Origin of the sequence: Actinomadura chokoriensis (assembly GCF_041463665.1) — a bacterium.
In the GTDB taxonomy this organism is placed as follows: domain Bacteria; phylum Actinomycetota; class Actinomycetes; order Streptosporangiales; family Streptosporangiaceae; genus Spirillospora; species Spirillospora chokoriensis_A.
The window spans coordinates 1-16924 of record NZ_JAXCEJ010000024.1 but is presented as its reverse complement, the minus strand read 5'-3'; the positions used below and the strand labels follow the sequence as shown (position 1 = coordinate 16924).

Here is a 16924-nt window from a genome sequence, read left to right as displayed (position 1 = left end):
ACCGGAAAATCCGTTATCACGACTTGCGTCGCGATAGGTGCTCGGGTAACCTCGCTGGCGCCACATTGTCGCCCGGCAGGGGAGTCCATTGAGGATCTGAGGTCCGACACCGCGCGTAGTGCCGTCACCGGCCCGCGCACGTGACCTCAGAGTGGACCCTCGTCCCGCCGGGCTTTTTCGTGCCCACCGGCGCGTCGCGCGATCCCGCGGTGTCTCCATGCAGCCCCGAAACCGCTCGCAACCCATGGAGACCGCCTTACATGTCTTTCGCCATCGTGTGCTCGGACCTGTCCTTCGCCTGGGCGGACGGCACCGTCGTCCTGGACGGGCTCGACGCCGCGTTCGGGACAGGCCGGACCGGGCTGATCGGTGTCAACGGCTCCGGCAAGTCCACCCTGCTCAAGATCATCGCCGGTGAGCTGCGGCCCGCGTCGGGCACGGTCACCGTCGACGGGGAGATCGGCTACCTGCCGCAGAACCTCGTCCTGGACGGTGCGGCCACCGTCTCGGACCTGCTCGGCATCAGCGCGACCCGCGCCGCGCTGCACGCCATCGAGCGGGGCGAGGCCACCGAGGAGAACTTCACGGCCGTCGGGGACGGCTGGGACGTCGAGGAGCGCGCCCGTGCCGAACTCGACCGGCTCGGCCTCGACCACCTCGGCCTGGACCGGACCGTCGCGACCCTCTCGGGCGGCGAGGCCGTCATGGTCGGGCTCGCGGCGCAGTTCCTCGCCCGTCCGGCCGTCCTGCTCCTGGACGAGCCCACCAACAACCTCGACCTGGACGCGCGGCGCCGCCTCCACGACGCCGTCGCGTCCTGGACGGGCGTGCTCGTCGTGGTCAGCCACGACCGGGAACTGCTCGACCGCGTCGACGAGATCGCCGACCTGCGCGACGGCGCGGTCCGGACGTTCGGCGGCAACCTGTCCGCCTACGAGGACCTGCTCGCCGTCGAGAAGGAGGCCGCGGAGAGGACGGTCAGGGCGGCCGAGACCGACCTTCGCCGGCAGAAACGCGAACTGGAGGAGGCCCACGTCAAGCTGGCCCGCCGCCAGCGGTACGGCAGGAAGATGTCCGAGAGCAAGCGCGAGCCGAAGATCGTCATGGGGAACCGCAAGCGGGCGGCGCAGGAGTCGGCCGGCAAGCACCGCATCATGCACGAGGAGCGGCTCGCCGACGCCCGGACGCGGCTCACCGAGGCCGAGGAGGGCGTCCGCGGGGACGCCGAGATCCGCGTCGAGCTGCCGGCGACCCGCGTCCCGGCCGGACGCACGGTCCTCACCGTGACCGGCCTGACCGCACCCGAGCCGGAACCCGGCACGCTCACCGAACTGATCGTCCGGGGCCCGGAGCGGATCGCCCTGACCGGCCCGAACGGGTCCGGCAAGACGACGTTCCTGCGGGCGCTGACCGGCGAGCGCGTCCCGGAGGGAACGTCCGTCAGGATCGGCGTGGACGGCGTCCGCTACCTGCCGCAGCGCCTGGACGTCCTCGACGACGACCTGAGCGTCATCGACAACGTCCGGGCCCAGGCGCCGTCGGCCCAGGTCGGCGACATCAGGGCCGGGCTCGCGCGGTTCCTGCTGCGGGGCGCGCGGGCCGAGCAGCGCGCCGGGACGCTGTCGGGCGGGGAGCGGTTCCGGGCGGTCCTCGCGTCGCTGCTGCTCGCCGAGCCCGCGCCGAAGCTGCTGCTCCTCGACGAGCCGACCAACAACCTCGACATGGCCAGCGCCGCGCAGCTCGCGCAGGCCCTCGCCGCCTACGAGGGCGCGCTGATCGTGGTCAGCCACGACCCGCCGTTCCTGCGCACTCTCGCCATCACCCGCTGGCTGCGCATGGACCGCGCCGCCGGTCTCAGCGAGACCGAGCCGGTGGAGTAGCGAAAATGTGGTGATCTTGCGATATCTCCGCTGTTACGGTCGTACTCGCGATCGAGGGGAAGTGAACGAGATGCCGACGAAGCTCAACCAGATCATCGCGGTCGAGAAGGGCGTGAAGAGCAAGTCCGTCCAGGACCTGGCGGCGGCCCACCAGTCGACCCAGAAGGCCCCGCTGCTGTCGGGCATCTCGCGGACCTACCAGCCGAAGGACGAGGACGGCGAGCAGCTGCCCGCCGAGTCCACCCGCGTCCAGGTCACGGTGGAGGGCGTGCTGCGCGACGTGACGCGCTCGCTCACGCGGCTGTTCGACGTCACCGCCACCAAGGACTGGGCGAACTGCGTCGCCCGCGCCGACGTGACCGTGGACGGCACGACGCTGCTGCGCGACGTGCCGGTCACCTACCTGCTGTTCCTGGAGAAGCAGCTGACCGAGCTGCACGCCTTCCTGCGCAAGCTGCCGATCCTGGACGCGGCGGAGACGTGGACCTTCGACCCGTCCACCGACGTGTGGCGCACCGAGCCCGTCCGCACGGTGAAGACGAAGAAGGTGCCGCGCAACCACGTCAAGGCGGAGGCGACCGAGAAGCACCCGGCCCAGGTCGAGGTCTACTACGAGGACATCGCCGTCGGCCACTGGACGACGGTCAAGTTCTCCGGCTCGCTGCCGGCGAGGCGCGTCAACGAGCTGCTCGACCGCGTCGAGAAGCTGCGGGACGCCGTGAAGTTCGCGCGGGAGGAGGGCAACGGCGCCGAGGTGACCGACCAGCGCGTCGGTGACGCCGTGTTCGGCTACATCTTCGGCTGAGCCGGAACGCCCGTGACAACTCAATAGGATCCCCCCGCCGCCGCGCGGGGGGTGCGCGAGGAGCGCAAGCTGAAGCCGAAGCCGAAGCTGACCAGGGTGAGCGTTCAGTGCGGGTTCGAATCCCGCCCCCGGCACCCGTGCCGGGGTGGCCCAACAGGTAGAGGCAGCCGCCCGCTCAACCTCAGATTCTCGCTCCAGGCTCAGCATTCACCGCCGATCGCCGGTCGCGCGGACGTGGACGACGCTCCGGGCATGCCGGTTCGAATCCGGCTCGCTCCGCTCGTGGGGCGATGGCGTAACGGTAACGCGCCGGAGACGACAAGGATGATCCGCGTCCACCCGACATCGGCGTGCGAAGTGGGCGGTAACCACAGGGGCCCGGGGGATGGCAAAACCCCCGGGCCCCGCTCACGCGCGGTTCAGGTGAGGACGCGCTTGGTGAAGGTGCGGGTCGCCGCCCAGGTGAGCAGGACCGTCCCGCCGACGATGGCCAGCAGGAAGGCCCACTCCGGCATGTGCGGGATGTCTGGGGTGAGCGCGCTCCGCAGCCCCTCGCTGACGTAGACGAGGGGGTTGAACAGGCTGAGGATCTGCAGCCAGCGGATGCCGTCCAGCGCCGACCACGGGTAGTACACGCAGCCGAGCATGGTCATCGGCAGCAGCACCATCGCGAACAGGACCTGGACCTTCTGCGGGTTCATGATCGTACCGAGCAGCAGGCCGCCCGCGGCGGCCAGCAGCGACCCGGCCACCATCACCAGGATCAGCACCGGCCAGTTGTCCACGTGCACCTCGGGCGCCTGGCCGTCGGCGTGGATGAACAGCACCGCGGGGAAGACCAGCAGCCCGCCGATCAGCCCCTGCGCCGCCGCCGCGATGATCTTCTGCGCGGCCAGCAGCGGGATCGGCACCGGCGCCAGCGCCCGGTCGGTGATCGACTTCTGCCAGGTCAGCTCCATCATCAGCGGGAAGATCACCGCCATCATCGCCTGCATGATGATGGACGAGCCGACGAGGCCCGGCACGAGGATGGTGGAGAACGCCGGCCCGCCCGGCCCGCCCGCCATCGCGCCGCCGCCGAGCTTCGGCAGGACGTAGGCGAACACGAACACGAACATCACCGGCTGCACCAGCACCCGGGTGAACGTCGACAGGAAGTTCTTGCGCATGACCCGCGCCTCGCGCGCCATCATCGCGGCGAACGTGCGCGGGATCGTCGCCCGCGCCGGCGGCGGCGGGGCCAGGACGGCCGGGGCCGCGGTGGAGGCGCTCATTCGCGATAGTCCCTTCCGGTGAGGGTGAGGAAGACGGTCTCCAGGCTCGGACGGAGCTGGGTGGCGTCGGTGACGCCGACTCCGGCGGACGAGCCGATCGTGACGAGCTCGCCGAGGATGCCGTCCGGCTCGGCGGCGAAGACGCGGACCTGGCCGTCGTTCACCTCGACCTTGCTGATGCCGTCCCGGTCGGCGAGCTTCTTGATCTCCTTCGGCGCCGCGGCGTCGTAGGTGACGGTGATGACGGTGTCGGCGCCGGCGCCGGCCTTCAGCTGGTCCACCGTGCCGCTGGCCAGGATCTTGCCGTGGTCGACGACCGCGACCCGGTCGCAGAGCGCCTCGGCCTCCTCCATGTAGTGCGTGGTGAGGAGGATCGTCTGCCCCGCCGCCTGGAGCCCGCGCAGCACCTCCCACAGATTGGTGCGGGTCTGCGGGTCGAGGCCGGCGGTCGGCTCGTCCAGGAACAGCACCTCGGGCCCGTGCATGAGGGCCCGGCAGATCATCACCCGCTTGGCCTGCCCGCCGGAGATCTCGAAGGGGTTGCCGCCGCGTTGCTCGGTGAGCCCGAACAACTCCAGCAGCTCGGCGGCGCGGCGGCGGGCGTCGCGGGCGCCGAGCCCGAAGTACCGGCCCCGGAACTCCAGGTTCTCGGCGACGGTGAGGTCGCTGTCCAGGGTGTTGTTCTGCGACACGACGCCGATGCGCCGCTTGATCTCGACGGCGTCCTTCACGACGTCGAGGCCCGACACGCGCGCGCTGCCGCCCGTGGGGACGACCAGCGTGGTGAGCATGCCGATGGTGGTGGACTTGCCGGCGCCGTTCGGGCCGAGCAGCCCGAAGAACTCGCCGCGCGGGACGTCCAGGTCGACGCCCTGCACGGCGGGCACCGCGGGACGCGGCCCGGACGCGGGATAGGTCTTCCGCAGATCGACCGTGCGAACGGCGGCTTGCGGGGATTCGGTCATGCGCCGTCTCCCTCCGCTTCCTCTTCGTGGGGGTAGTTCTCGAACCGCTTGATCATGTTGAGCAGGAACCGCCGGACGGCCTCCTCGTCGGCCGCGTCCACGGCGTAGAGGCGGCCGAGGTCCCGGCCGATGGGTCCGGCCTTCTCGGCGAGCAGCCGGCGGCCGGAGTCGGTGATGCGCAGCATCACGCCGCGCCGGTCGCGGTAGGAGCGCTCGCGCCGCACGTGGCCGTTGCGCTCCAGCGTGTCGGCCACCGAGGTGACCGTGGCGGGGGTGACGTGCAGCCGCTTGGCGGCCTCGCCGGGACGCAGGCCGTCCTCGACGATGAGCAGGCGCAGCAGGAAGAACCCGGCCGGGCTGATGCCGTGCTTCTCGACGATCCGCCACACGACGGGACCCGACAGGCGCGAGGCCGCGGCGAAGAGCCTGCCGACCGGCCACTCCTCCATGGTCCCGAAGGGCTTGAGGTCGCCGATGCCGAGGTTCTCCATGGCGACGATATTAGAGGTCTCATCTTTAGCTAGCAAATCTTTAGACCTCTAAATACTCTCGGATCCATGATGTCAACGTAGGTTGACAGTGCCCGGATGTCAACTGCGGTTGACGAATGCGGGAGGGGTCGCAGCGTGGCGCTCATCTCACTGGGTGAGAAAAGACGGTCCCAGAGTTGGATAGCCATCCAGTGTCATGCATACTTTTGCCTGTTGTCTTCGAGAGGGCAGGGGAGATGGGAATCCGGACGGCGGTCGCCGGCGCCAGCGGGTACGCGGGCGGCGAGCTGCTGCGCATCCTGGCGGGACATCCAGAGTTCGAGATCGGCGCGCTGACGGCGGGCTCCAACGCGGGCACCGAGCTGGGCGCGCACCAGCCCCACCTGCGATCCCTGGCCGGGCGCGTCCTGGCCGAGACCACCCCGGAGACCCTGGCCGGCCACGACGTCGTGTTCCTGGCGCTGCCGCACGGCCAGTCCGGGCCGCTCGCCGCCCGGCTCGGCGAGGACGCGCTGGTCATCGACTGCGGCGCCGACCACCGGCTCGCCGACGCGGCCGCCTGGGAGGCCTTCTACGGGACGCCCCACGCGGGCGCCTGGCCCTACGGGCTCCCGGAGCTGCCCGGCCACCGGGACGCGTTGCGCGGCGCCAAGCGGGTCGCGGTGCCCGGCTGCTACCCGACCGCCGTGTCGCTGGCGCTGTTCCCGGCGTTCGCCGCAGGACTCGCCGAACCCGACGTCGTCGTGGTCGCCGCGTCCGGCACCTCGGGCGCCGGACGGGCCCTCAAGCCGCACCTGCTCGGCAGCGAGGTCATGGGCTCGGTGAGCGCGTACGCGGCCGGCGGGACGCATAGGCATACGCCGGAGATGGTGCAGAACCTGAGCAGGGTCGCGGGGGAGCCGGTCACGGTCTCCTTCACCCCGACGCTCGCGCCGATGAGCCGCGGCATCCTCGCCACCTGCACGGCCAAGGCCCGCCCCGGCGTGACCGCCGCGACGCTCCGCGCCGCCTACGAGAAGGCGTACTCCGGCGAGCCGTTCGTCGGCCTGCTGCCCGAGGACCGGTGGCCCGCCACGTCCATGACGCTCGGCGCCAACACCGTCCTCCTCCAGACGGCCCTGGACGAGGCGGCCGGCCGCATCGTCGTGGTCGCCGCCGTCGACAACCTCGCCAAGGGCACCGCGGGCGGCGCGGTCCAGAGCGCCAACATCGCCCTCGGCCTCCCGGAAGAACTCGGGCTGACCACGATCGGAGTGTCCCCTTGAGCGTCACCGCCCCCCAGGGTTTCCGCGCCGCCGGCGTCGTCGCCGGACTCAAGGACAGCGGGACCCGAGACGTGGCCCTCGTCGTCAACGACGGGCCGTCCCGCGCGGCGGCCGGCGTCTTCACCCGCAACCGCGTGAAGGCCGCGCCCGTCCTGTGGTCGGAGCAGGTCCTCAAGGGCGGCCGCGTCCGCGCGGTCGTGCTCAACGCCGGCGGCGCCAACGCCTGCACCGGCGCGCCGGGCTTCCAGGACACCCACGCCACCGCGGAGGCGGCCGCCGAGCTGCTGGACGACTCCGCCGGCGAGATCGCCGTCTGCTCGACCGGGCTGATCGGCGAGCGGCTCCCCATGGACCTGCTGCTGCCCGGCGTCGGCAAGGCCGCCGCCGAGTTGTCGCGCGGTGACGGCGGCCTCGCCGCCGCCGACGCCATCCGCACCACCGACACCGTCGCCAAGATCTCCTTCCGGCAGGGCGCCGGCGGCTACATGATCGGCGCGATGGCGAAGGGCGCGGGCATGCTCGCCCCGTCCCTGGCGACGATGCTCTGCGTGATCACGACCGACGCCGACCTGCCGGCGCCGACGCTGGACCGGGCGCTGCGCGCGGCCACCGGCGTCACCCTCGACCGGCTCGACTCCGACGGCTGCATGTCCACCAACGACGCGGTCCTGCTGCTGGCCTCCGGCGCGGCGGAGACCGTCCCGGACGAGGAGGAGTTCACCGCGCTGCTCACCGAGGTGTGCGGCGACCTCACCCGGCAGCTGCTCGTGGACGCCGAGGGCGCGTCCAAGGCCATCGCGATCGAGGTCGTCGGCGCCGCGGCCGAGGACGACGCGGTCACCGTCGGGCGCTCCATCGCCCGCAACAACCTGCTCAAGTGCGCGATCCACGGCGAGGACCCGAACTGGGGCCGGGTGCTGTCGGCGGTCGGCACCACCGACGCGGTGTTCGAGCCGGACCACCTCAGCGTCGCGATCAACGGCGTGTGGGTGTGCCGGAACGGCTCGGTCGGCGACGACCGCGACAAGGTCGACCTGCGGCCCCGCGACGTGACGATCACCGTCGACCTGTCGGCGGGCCCGCACAGCGCCACCGTCTGGACGACCGACCTCACGGCCGACTACGTCCACGAGAACTCGGCGTACTCGACATGAGCGCGATCACCAGCGGCGCGGAGATCCGCGGCAACCGGGCGGGCGTGCTGTCCAAGGCCGAGACGCTCATCAAGGCGCTGCCGTGGCTGGAGCGGTTCCACGGCAAGACCGTCGTGATCAAGTACGGCGGGCACGCGATGAGCGACGAGGAGCTGCGGCACTCGTTCGCCGAGGACATCGTGTTCCTGCGCTACGCCGGGCTGAAGCCGGTGATCGTGCACGGCGGCGGCCCGCAGATCAACGCGGCGCTCGCCCGCAACGGCATCGACTCGACGTTCACAGCCGGGCTGCGGGTCACCACGCCGGAGGCCATGGAGGTCGTCCGGATGGTGCTGACCGGGCAGGTGCAGCGCGACGTCGTCGGCCTCATCAACCGGCACGGGCCGTTCGCGCTCGGCATGTCCGGCGAGGACGCGAACCTGCTCACCGCCGAGCGCAAGCAGGCGATCGTGGACGGCGAGCCGGTCGACATCGGCCAGGTCGGCGAGATCGTCGAGGTGCAGGTCGGGGCCGTCCGGGCGCTGCTGGACGACGGCCGCGTCCCGGTCATCTCCAGCATCGCGCGGGGCGACGACGGCCAGGTCTACAACGTCAACGCCGACACGGCCGCCGCCGCGCTGGCCGTCGCGCTGGACGCGGCGAAGCTCGTCGTCCTCACCGACGTCGACGGCCTCTACGCGAACTGGCCGGACAGCGACGACGTGATCGACAGCCTCGGCACCGACGAGCTGGCCGCCCTGCTGCCGAGCCTGTCGGCCGGGATGGTGCCGAAGATGGAGGCCTGCCTGACGGCCGTGCGCGGCGGCGTCCCGCAGGCCCACGTGCTGGACGGCCGCGTCCTGCACTCGCTGCTGCTGGAGATCTTCACCGACGAAGGGATCGGAACGATGGTGCTGCCCAGCCCCCCGGGCGACCCGGTTGAGGTGACGGCGTGAGCGGGCTCCGGGAACGGTTCGAGGCCGCGTTCATGCCGAACTATGGCGTGCCGCCGGTGGCGCTGGCGCGCGGCGAGGGCTGCCGGGTCTGGGACACCGACGGCCGCGAGTACCTCGACCTGATCGCCGGGATCGCGGTCAGCTCGCTCGGGCACGGGCATCCGGCCCTCGTCGAGGCGGTGTCGTCGCAGGTCGCGACGCTGGCGCACACGTCCAACCTGTTCCTGCACGAGCCCGAGGTGCTGCTCGCCGAGCGGCTGCGCGAGCTGCTCGGCGGCGACGGCAGGGTGTTCCTCAGCAACAGCGGCACCGAGGCGAACGAGTGCGCGCTGAAGCTCGCCGTCAAGTACGGGAAGGCGAACGGCAGGCCGTACTTCGTCGCGGCGGAGAACGGGTTCCACGGCCGGACCATGGGGGCGCTGTCGCTGACCGGCAAGGCGTCGATCCGCGAGCCGTTCGGGCCGTTCGCCATCGATGTCCGGTTCGTCCCCTACGGTGACGCCGACGCGCTGAAGGCCGCGGTGGACGGGGACTGCGCCGCGGTCTTCCTGGAGCCCACCCAGGGCGAGGCCGGGGTCGTTCCGCCGCCGGACGGCTACTTCAAGGCCGCCCGGGAGATCTGCGACGCGACCGGCGCGCTGCTCGTCGCCGACGAGATCCAGTCCGCGATCGGCCGCACCGGCACCTGGTTCGCGTTCGAGCACGAGAACGCCAGACCGGACGTCATCACCCTCGCCAAGGGCCTCGGCGGGGGACTGCCGATCGGCGCGTGCGTCGCGTTCGGCGCGCACGGCGAGCTGTTCGCGAAGGGCGACCACGGCAGCACGTTCGGCGGCAACCCGGTCAGCGCCGCCGCCGCCCTCGCCGTCCTCGGCACCATCGAGAAGGACGGCCTCCTCGCCAACGCCGTCGCGGTGGGGGACATCCTGGCCGCCGGGCTCGAGGCCGTCGACCACCCGCTGCTCGCCGGCGTGCGGGGCCGCGGGCTGTGGCGCGCCGCCGTCCTCACCGGGCCGCACGCCCCCGCCGTGGAGGCCGCCGCCCGCGACGCCGGCTTCCTGATCAACGCGGTGCAGCCGGCCGCGCTGCGGATCGCGCCGCCGCTGATCCTGACCGCCGAGGAGGCGCGGGAGTTCACCGGCGCGATCCCCGCCGCCCTCGACGCCGCCTCCCCCGAGACGGAGGATTGATCATGACCAGGCACTTCCTCCGGGACGACGACCTCGCCCCCGCCGAGCAGGCCGAGGTCCTCGACCTCGCCGCGAAGGTCAAGAAGGACCGGTTCGGCCACCGGCCGCTCGAAGGCCCGCAGTCGGTCGCCGTCCTGTTCGACAAGCCGTCCACCCGGACCCGGCTCTCCTTCACTGTGGGCATCGCCGAACTCGGCGGGAACCCCCTCATCATGGACGCGGGAACGAGCCAGCTCGGCCGCGGCGAGACCATCGCCGACACCGCGCGCGTCCTGGAACGCCAGGTCAGCGCCATCGTGTGGCGGACGGCCGGGCAGGAGCGCATCGACGAGATGGCCGCCGGCACCACCGTCCCGGTCGTCAACGCCCTCACCGACGAGTTCCACCCCTGCCAGATCCTCGCGGACCTGCAGACCGTCCGGGAGGCCAAGGGCGACCTCGCCGGCGTCACCCTCGCCTACTTCGGCGACGGCGCCAACAACATGGCGCACTCCTACCTGCTCGGCTGCGCCACCGCCGGGATGCACGTCCGCGTCGGCGCGCCCGCGTCCCTCCCGCCCGACCCGGCCGTCGTGGCCCGCGCCACCGAGATCGCCGCCGCGACCGGCGGGTCCGTGACCGTCACCGACGACGCCGCCGGGGCCGCCGCCGGAGCCGACGTCCTCGCCACCGACACCTGGGTGTCGATGGGCCAGGACGGCAAGGACACCTCGCTCTACGAGCCCTACGCCGTCGACGAGGAGCTGCTCGCGCTCGCCGACCCGGCCGCGATCGTCCTGCACTGCCTGCCCGCCTACCGCGGCAAGGAGATCGCCGCCTCCGTCCTGGACGGCCCCCAGAGCCGGGTGTGGGACGAGGCCGAGAACCGGCTGCACGCCCAGAAGGCGCTGCTCGTCTGGCTGCTGGAGCGCTCCCGGTGACCACCCCCATGACCAAGGCCGCCCGGCACGCCCGGGTGATCGAGCTGCTGACCCGGCACCCCGTCCACTCGCAGGGCGAGCTCGCGAAGCTCCTCGGCGACGACGGCGTCGAGGTCACCCAGGCCACGCTGTCGCGCGACCTGGTCGAGATCGGCGCGGTGAAGCTGCGCGCCGACGACGGCAGCCTGATCTACGCCGTCCCCGGAGAGGGCGGCGAGCGGATCCGGCGGGCCCGCACCGGGGCCGCCGAGACCTTCACCGGACGGCTCTCCCGGCTCGCCGCGGAGCTGCTCGTCTCGGCCGAGGCGTCGGCCAACCTGGTCATGGTGCGGACCCCGCCCGGGGCCGCGCAGTACCTGGCCTCGGCGATCGACCACGCCGAATGGCCGACCATCCTCGGGACCGTCGCGGGCGACGACTCGATCCTCGTGATCTCCCGCGACCCAAGCGGCGGGGAGGACGTCGCGCAAGCGCTCCTCAGGCTGACCGGCGGGCGCGAACGACGAAGCTAGGGGCCGCGCGCGGCCCCCATCCCAGCCTTCCGAATCCGAACACTTCGCACAGGAGACAATGACCATGAGCGAGCGCGTCGTACTCGCGTACTCCGGGGGCCTGGACACCTCCGTCGCCATCCCCTACCTCGCCGAGCAGACCGGCGGGGAGGTCATCGCGGTGGCCGTCGACGTCGGCCAGGGCGGCGAGGACCTCGACACCATCCGCAAGCGGGCCCTCGCCTGCGGCGCCGCCGAGGCCGTCGTCGTGGACGCCAAGGAGGAGTTCGCCGCGGACTTCTGCGTCCCCGCCATGCAGGCCAACGCCCTCTACATGGACCGCTACCCGCTGGTGTCCGCGCTGTCCCGGCCGCTGATCGTCAAGCACCTGGTGTCGGCCGCGAAGGAGTTCGGCGGCACCACCGTCTCGCACGGCTGCACCGGCAAGGGCAACGACCAGGTCCGCTTCGAGGCCGGCCTGTCCGCCCTCAACCCCGACCTCAAGGTCATCGCGCCCGCCCGCGACTTCGCCTGGACGCGGGACAAGGCCATCGCGTTCGCCGAGGAGAAGGGCCTGCCGATCGACGTGTCGGCGAAGTCGCCGTACTCCATCGACCAGAACCTGTGGGGCCGGGCCGTCGAGACGGGGTTCCTGGAGGACATCTGGAACGGCCCCATCGAGGACGTCTACGACTACACCGCCGACCCCGCCGAGCCGCGCGAGGCCGACGAGGTCGTCATCACGTTCGCCTCCGGCGTGCCCGTCGCGCTCGACGGCCGCCAGCTGACCCCGTACCAGGTCGTCGCCGAGCTGAACCGGCGCGCCGGCGCCCAGGGCGTCGGACGGATCGACATGGTCGAGGACCGGCTCGTCGGCATCAAGAGCCGCGAGGTCTACGAGGCTCCGGCCGCGATCGCGCTGATGGCCGCGCACATGGAGCTGGAGAACGTCACCGTCGAGCGCGACCTCGCCCGCTTCAAGCGGTCCGTCGACCAGCGGTGGGGCGAGCTGGTCTACGACGGCCTGTGGTTCTCGCCGCTCAAGGAGTCCCTGGACGCGTTCATCGCCGACGCCCAGAAGCACGTGTCGGGCGACGTCCGGCTGACCCTGCACGGCGGGCGCGCCGTCGTCACCGGCCGGCGCAGCGCCGCGTCGCTCTACAGCTACGACCTCGCCACCTACGACACCGGCGACACGTTCGACCAGAGCCTCGCCAAGGGCTTCGTCGAGCTGTGGAGCCTGCCCAGCAAGATCGCCGCCAAGCGGGAGCGCGACCTGGAGGGGTGACGGCTCGGTCCACGGGGCCCGGCGGTTTCGCCGTACCCTGTGGCGGACGTCCCACCGCGCGCGCAAAGGCCGCCCAAGGGTGTCCCCGCGCGCGGTGGGACGGCGTGGTGACGACAAACGATCAGCGGTGGGAAGAGGATTTTTCGTGACGAAGGCACCGACGCGGCTGTGGGGCGGCCGGTTCGAAGGCGGCCCGTCGGACGCGCTCGCGCGGCTCTCGGTGAGCGTCCAGTTCGACTGGCGGCTCGCCCCCTACGACCTGATGGGCTCGCGCGCGCACGCCCGCGTCCTCCACCGGGCGGGGCTGCTCACGGGCGACGAGCTGGAACGCATGATCGGCGCCCTGGACGACCTGGAGGAGGCGTGCCGGTCCGGCGAGTTCCGGCCCACGGTCGCCGACGAGGACGTCCACACCGCCCTGGAGCGCGGCCTGCTGGAGCGGCTCGGCGCCCTCGGCGGCAAGCTGCGCGCCGGCCGCAGCCGCAACGACCAGGTCGCCACCGACCTGCGCCTGTACCTGCGCGACCACGCCCGCCAGGTCGTGTCCCGGCTCGTCGAGCTGGAGACCGCGCTGATCGCGCAGGCCGAGCACAACCTCGGCGTCGCCGCGCCCGGCATGACGCACCTGCAGCACGCCCAGCCCGTGCTGTTCTCCCACCAGCTCCTCGCGCACGTCCAGCCGCTCACCCGCGACATCGCGCGCCTGCGCGACTGGGACCGGCGCGCCGCGGTCTCCCCGCTCGGCTCCGGCGCCCTCGCCGGGTCCTCGCTGCCGCTCGACCCGCAGGCGACCGCCGACGAGCTCGGCTTCGACGCCGCCGCGCCCAACTCCATGGACGCCGTCGCCGACCGCGACTTCGTCGCCGAGTTCCTGTTCGCCGCGGCGCTCGCGGGCGTCCACCTGTCGCGCCTCGGCGAGGAGATCTGCCTCTGGGCGTCGCAGGAGTTCCGCTGGATCGAGATGGACGACACCTACGCCACGGGGTCGTCGATCATGCCGCAGAAGAAGAACCCCGACGTCGCGGAGCTGGCGCGCGGCAAGGCGGGCCGCCTCATCGGCCACCTCGTCGGCCTGCTCACCACGCTCAAGGGGCTGCCGCTCACCTACAACCGCGACCTCCAGGAGGACAAGGAGGGCGCGTTCGACGCCGTCGAGACGCTGCTGCTCGTCCTGCCCGCCATGTCCGGGCTCATCGCGACGATGCGGGTCAACACCGAGCGGCTGGAGGCCCTCGCCCCGGACGGTTTCGCCCTCGCCACCGACCTCGCCGAACTGCTCGTCCGGCGCGGCGTGGCGTTCCGCGACGCGCACGAGGTCGTCGGCCACCTCGTGGTCTGGTGCCAGGTCAACGACAAGGACTTCGACGACCTCACCGACGAGGAACTCGGGAAGGTCTCGCCGCACCTCACGCCGGACGTCCGCGAAGTGCTGAACGTCCAGGGCGCCCTCGCGTCGCGGAAGGCGTACGGGGGGACCGCGCCCGACCGCGTCCGCGAGCAGATCGGCGAGCTGCGCACGCTGGTCAACGAGCACGCCGCCTGGGCGTCCGGCTCCGACGCCTGACCCGGCCCGGGCCGGGTCCGTCGACGCCGGGACGCCCCTAGGCTGGGCGCGTCCCGGCGGACCCCCTAGACCACGGTGAGGCGATGGACGGAGAGCTGCTGCCACGTGACTTCTTCGATCGTCCGGTCGACGAGGTCGCGCCTTCGCTGCTGGGGCACGTGATCACCCACCGCACCGCGGAGGGGGATGTGGCCGCCCGGCTGACGGAGGTGGAGGCCTACGCGGGCCCGCTGGACCCCGCCTCCCACGCCTACCGGGGGCGGACGCGGCGCAACGCGGTCATGTTCGGGCCTCCCGGGCACGTCTACGTGTACTTCACCTACGGCATGCACTTCTGCATGAACCTGGTCTGCGGCCCGGACGGGACGTCCATGGCGGTGCTGCTCCGCGCGGGCGAGATCATCGCGGGGGAGGACATGGCCCGGACGCGCCGTCCCCGCTCGACCGTCCGGGACCTGGCGCGCGGCCCGGCCCGACTCTGCCAGGCCCTCGGGGTCGTCCGGGAGCAGAACGGGCTGGACGTGTGCACGCCCGGCGGGGAGATGACCGTCCTCAGGGGCGAGGCCGCGGACCCCGCGCTGATCCGCAACGGGCCGCGAACCGGCGTGAACGGCGCCAAGGAGGTGCCGTGGCGGTTCTGGATCGACGGCGACCCGACCGTGTCCCCGTACCGCCCGCACGTCCTGAGGCGGCGCAAGAAGATCACCGCCGACGAGTGACCTCTGCGGCCCGCCGGCGGCGGGCGCCGCGGCGGACGTTGCCGCGTCCGCGCCGCCGCCCAGTCCGGGCTACGGATCACCTCGCGGGCGGCCGTTGAATATCGTTGGCATGACACGCGCCCGCTGGTGCAGCCTGGTGGGCGAACGGAAAGCAAGCCGGAGACGAGGGAGACCGTGACCGACATCCTGGATGATCTCGCGTGGCGCGGCCTGATCGCGCAGTCCACCGACCTGGACGAACTGCGGGCCCTGCTCGCCGCGGGACCGGTCACGCTCTATTGCGGCTTCGACCCGACGGCGCCGTCGCTGCACCTCGGCAACCTCATCCAGATCCTGACGCTGCGGCGCTTCCAGCAGGCCGGTCACCGGCCCATCGGCCTCGTCGGCGGCGCCACCGGCCTGATCGGCGACCCGAGCGGCAAGAGCGCCGAACGCGTCCTGAACTCGGCGGAGACCGTCGCGGGCTGGGTCGAGCGGGTCCGCGGCCAGGTGTCGAAGTACCTCGACTTCCACGAGGGACCGACCGGCGCCACCATGGTCAGCAATCTCGACTGGACGGGCCCCATGTCCGCCATCGAGTTCCTGCGCGACATCGGCAAGCACTTCCCGGTCAACCGGATGCTCGCCCGGGAGACGGTCAAGGCCCGGCTCGACTCGACCGGCATCAGCTACACCGAGTTCAGCTACGTCCTGCTCCAGTCGATGGACTTCCTGGAGCTGTACCGGCGGTACGGCTGCCTGCTGCAGACGGGCGGGAGCGACCAGTGGGGCAACCTCACCGCGGGGGTCGACCTGATCCGCCGCGCGGAGGGCGGCATCGCGCACGCGCTGACCACGCCGCTCCTCACCAAGGCCGACGGCTCCAAGTTCGGGAAGACCGCCGGCGGCGAGACCTACTGGCTCGACCCGGAGCTGACCTCGCCGTACGCGTTCTTCCAGTTCTGGATCAACGCCGATGACCGGGACGTGGAGAAGTTCCTGAAGTTCTTCAGCTTCCGTCCCCGCGAGGAGATCGAGGACCTGGTGAAGCAGGGCGCCGACCGTCCCGCTGCGCGTGCCCCGCAGCGGGCGCTCGCCGAGGAGCTGACCACGCTCGTCCACGGCGCCGACGAGACGGCCCGTGTCGTGGCCGCCTCCCGAGCCCTGTTCGGGCAGGGTTCTCTGGAGGAGTTGGACGAGCGGACGCTGAGGGCGGCGCTGGCCGAGGTACCCCGCGCCGAGGTGCCGCCCGGCGACCTGCCGACCGTCGTGGACCTCCTGGCGGAGTCCGGCCTGTGCAAGAGCAAGTCGGAGGCCCGCCGCGCCATCGCCCAGGGCGGCGCCTACCTCAACAACGCCAAGGTCGAGTCGGAGGACGCCGTGCCCGCGGCGGGCGACCTGCTCCACGGCCGCTTCCTCGTCCTGCGACGCGGCAAGCGCAACGTGGGCGGCATCGAGGTGGCGGCCGCCTCCTGAAACGTCCCGACACCGCCCGCCCGGACCGACACGGGCGGGCGGTCGGCATGATGCGGGCAAAATTTCGGTAGATACACGTCACAGTGCGGTTACGAGGCCCCCGTCCGGGGCATGGTTAAAGTCCTGAAAACAGCATGTGAACTGGGGAAACGTGCCCGCGGACGGTCGATTTGACGCCCCCGGCGGGTGGACCTAATGTTCTACTCGCCCCACGGGGGAGCGGGACGCCGAACAGGCGGCCGGCCCCGACGGGGACCCTCTGCAGACCATCTCGATGGTGACGTGTCACGTCTCCGACGATTGGGACGCGGAGGCCGAATCGCCCCAAGGTTGGACAAACGGGGCGAATCGGGTAAGCTTGAAGGGTTGCCCCGGAGCCGGGTCTGCGTGAGCAGGGGTTCGGCACGGTGGGTGTCCGTTTCTTGAGAACTCAACAGCGTGTTAAAAGCCAGTGCCTTTATCGGCTCGGCCCTTGTTGGGGTCGGGTCGCCCCGTGGCCGTCTTTCGGGATGGTCGGGGTTTCTTTGA

General features: G+C 71.8%; 15 protein-coding genes. 12 read left to right on the top strand and 3 right to left on the bottom strand.

The genetic code is table 11. The features are described from left to right. Window positions 1-260 precede the first annotated feature (260 nt). Window positions 261-1880 carry an ABC-F family ATP-binding cassette domain-containing protein gene (locus SM418_RS29755; protein WP_371944361.1) on the top strand — a complete coding sequence of 540 codons (1620 nt, stop codon included), beginning with the start codon at window positions 261-263 and terminating at the stop codon, window positions 1878-1880. A gap of 70 nt (window positions 1881-1950) precedes the next feature. Continuing rightward, window positions 1951-2685: a DUF7873 family protein gene (locus SM418_RS29750; RefSeq protein ID WP_371944477.1), complete on the top strand. Its 735-nt coding sequence runs from the start codon at window positions 1951-1953 to the stop codon at window positions 2683-2685. A 419-nt stretch (window positions 2686-3104) separates the two neighbouring features. On the opposite strand, the gene SM418_RS29745 is transcribed toward SM418_RS29750, so the two are convergent. From SM418_RS29745 to SM418_RS29735, 3 genes are read right to left on the bottom strand one after another with little or no spacing between them, the layout of a single operon-like run. Beyond that, window positions 3105-3959 carry an ABC transporter permease gene (locus tag SM418_RS29745; RefSeq protein ID WP_371944360.1) on the bottom strand — a complete coding sequence of 285 codons (855 nt, stop codon included), beginning with the start codon at window positions 3957-3959 and terminating at the stop codon, window positions 3105-3107. Next, entirely contained in the window at window positions 3956-4924 is a 969-nt protein-coding gene (locus SM418_RS29740; RefSeq protein WP_371944359.1) for an ABC transporter ATP-binding protein, read from the bottom strand. Before SM418_RS29740 ends, SM418_RS29745 begins: the two co-directional genes overlap by 4 nt. Continuing rightward, the gene (locus tag SM418_RS29735; protein WP_371944358.1) at window positions 4921-5415 is read right to left on the bottom strand and encodes a MarR family transcriptional regulator; all 495 of its coding nucleotides are present in this window, start codon (window positions 5413-5415) and stop codon (window positions 4921-4923) included. The genes SM418_RS29740 and SM418_RS29735 overlap by 4 nt, the downstream gene beginning before the upstream one ends. Window positions 5416-5651: 236 nt before the next feature. On the opposite strand from SM418_RS29735, the gene argC reads away from it, so the two are divergent. The 10 genes from argC to tyrS all read left to right on the top strand — a co-directional run bounded on the left by argC (window position 5652) and on the right by tyrS (window position 16396). After that, on the top strand, window positions 5652-6680 hold the full coding sequence (gene argC / locus SM418_RS29730; RefSeq protein WP_371944357.1) for an N-acetyl-gamma-glutamyl-phosphate reductase: 1029 nt from the start codon (window positions 5652-5654) through the stop codon (window positions 6678-6680). After that, complete coding sequence (gene argJ / locus SM418_RS29725) at window positions 6677-7834, top strand: bifunctional glutamate N-acetyltransferase/amino-acid acetyltransferase ArgJ (protein ID WP_371944356.1); 1158 nt, start codon at window positions 6677-6679, stop codon at window positions 7832-7834. Before argC ends, argJ begins: the two co-directional genes overlap by 4 nt. Next, the gene (gene argB / locus SM418_RS29720; RefSeq protein ID WP_371944355.1) at window positions 7831-8769 is read left to right on the top strand and encodes an acetylglutamate kinase; all 939 of its coding nucleotides are present in this window, start codon (window positions 7831-7833) and stop codon (window positions 8767-8769) included. Before argJ ends, argB begins: the two co-directional genes overlap by 4 nt. Then, the gene (locus SM418_RS29715; protein ID WP_371944354.1) at window positions 8766-9959 is read left to right on the top strand and encodes an acetylornithine transaminase; all 1194 of its coding nucleotides are present in this window, start codon (window positions 8766-8768) and stop codon (window positions 9957-9959) included. The genes argB and SM418_RS29715 overlap by 4 nt, the downstream gene beginning before the upstream one ends. Before the next feature lie 2 nt (window positions 9960-9961). Further along, window positions 9962-10879 (top strand): ornithine carbamoyltransferase, encoded by a 918-nt coding sequence (argF, locus tag SM418_RS29710; protein WP_371944353.1) that lies wholly within the window; start codon window positions 9962-9964, stop codon window positions 10877-10879. An 8-nt stretch (window positions 10880-10887) separates the two neighbouring features. Continuing rightward, a complete protein-coding gene (locus SM418_RS29705) occupies window positions 10888-11391 on the top strand; it encodes an arginine repressor (protein ID WP_371944476.1) in 504 nt (167 codons plus the stop codon). Between the two features lie 64 nt (window positions 11392-11455). Further along, on the top strand, window positions 11456-12658 hold the full coding sequence (locus SM418_RS29700; RefSeq protein WP_371944352.1) for an argininosuccinate synthase: 1203 nt from the start codon (window positions 11456-11458) through the stop codon (window positions 12656-12658). A gap of 145 nt (window positions 12659-12803) precedes the next feature. Then, complete coding sequence (gene argH, locus SM418_RS29695; RefSeq protein ID WP_371944351.1) at window positions 12804-14222, top strand: argininosuccinate lyase; 1419 nt, start codon at window positions 12804-12806, stop codon at window positions 14220-14222. 83 nt (window positions 14223-14305) lie between these two features. Continuing rightward, a complete protein-coding gene (locus tag SM418_RS29690; protein WP_371944350.1) occupies window positions 14306-14941 on the top strand; it encodes a DNA-3-methyladenine glycosylase in 636 nt (211 codons plus the stop codon). 174 nt (window positions 14942-15115) lie between these two features. Then, a complete protein-coding gene (gene tyrS, locus SM418_RS29685; protein ID WP_371944349.1) occupies window positions 15116-16396 on the top strand; it encodes a tyrosine--tRNA ligase in 1281 nt (426 codons plus the stop codon). Window positions 16397-16924 lie beyond the last annotated feature (528 nt).

What these genes read in the sequence shown, in the direction of transcription:
- SM418_RS29745 (WP_371944360.1), bottom strand. Translation starts at nt 3,959, where the DNA reads ATGAGCGCCTCCACCGCGGCCCCGGCCGTCCTGGCCCCGCCGCCGCCG.
- SM418_RS29690 (WP_371944350.1), top strand. Translation starts at nt 14,306, where the DNA reads ATGGACGGAGAGCTGCTGCCACGTGACTTCTTCGATCGTCCGGTCGAC.
- SM418_RS29735 (WP_371944358.1), bottom strand. Translation starts at nt 5,415, where the DNA reads ATGGAGAACCTCGGCATCGGCGACCTCAAGCCCTTCGGGACCATGGAG.
- argC (WP_371944357.1), top strand. Translation starts at nt 5,652, where the DNA reads ATGGGAATCCGGACGGCGGTCGCCGGCGCCAGCGGGTACGCGGGCGGC.
- SM418_RS29755 (WP_371944361.1), top strand. Translation starts at nt 261, where the DNA reads ATGTCTTTCGCCATCGTGTGCTCGGACCTGTCCTTCGCCTGGGCGGAC.
- SM418_RS29700 (WP_371944352.1), top strand. Translation starts at nt 11,456, where the DNA reads ATGAGCGAGCGCGTCGTACTCGCGTACTCCGGGGGCCTGGACACCTCC.
- SM418_RS29740 (WP_371944359.1), bottom strand. Translation starts at nt 4,924, where the DNA reads ATGACCGAATCCCCGCAAGCCGCCGTTCGCACGGTCGATCTGCGGAAG.
- SM418_RS29750 (WP_371944477.1), top strand. Translation starts at nt 1,951, where the DNA reads ATGCCGACGAAGCTCAACCAGATCATCGCGGTCGAGAAGGGCGTGAAG.
- argF (WP_371944353.1), top strand. Translation starts at nt 9,962, where the DNA reads ATGACCAGGCACTTCCTCCGGGACGACGACCTCGCCCCCGCCGAGCAG.
- SM418_RS29705 (WP_371944476.1), top strand. Translation starts at nt 10,888, where the DNA reads ATGACCAAGGCCGCCCGGCACGCCCGGGTGATCGAGCTGCTGACCCGG.
- argB (WP_371944355.1), top strand. Translation starts at nt 7,831, where the DNA reads ATGAGCGCGATCACCAGCGGCGCGGAGATCCGCGGCAACCGGGCGGGC.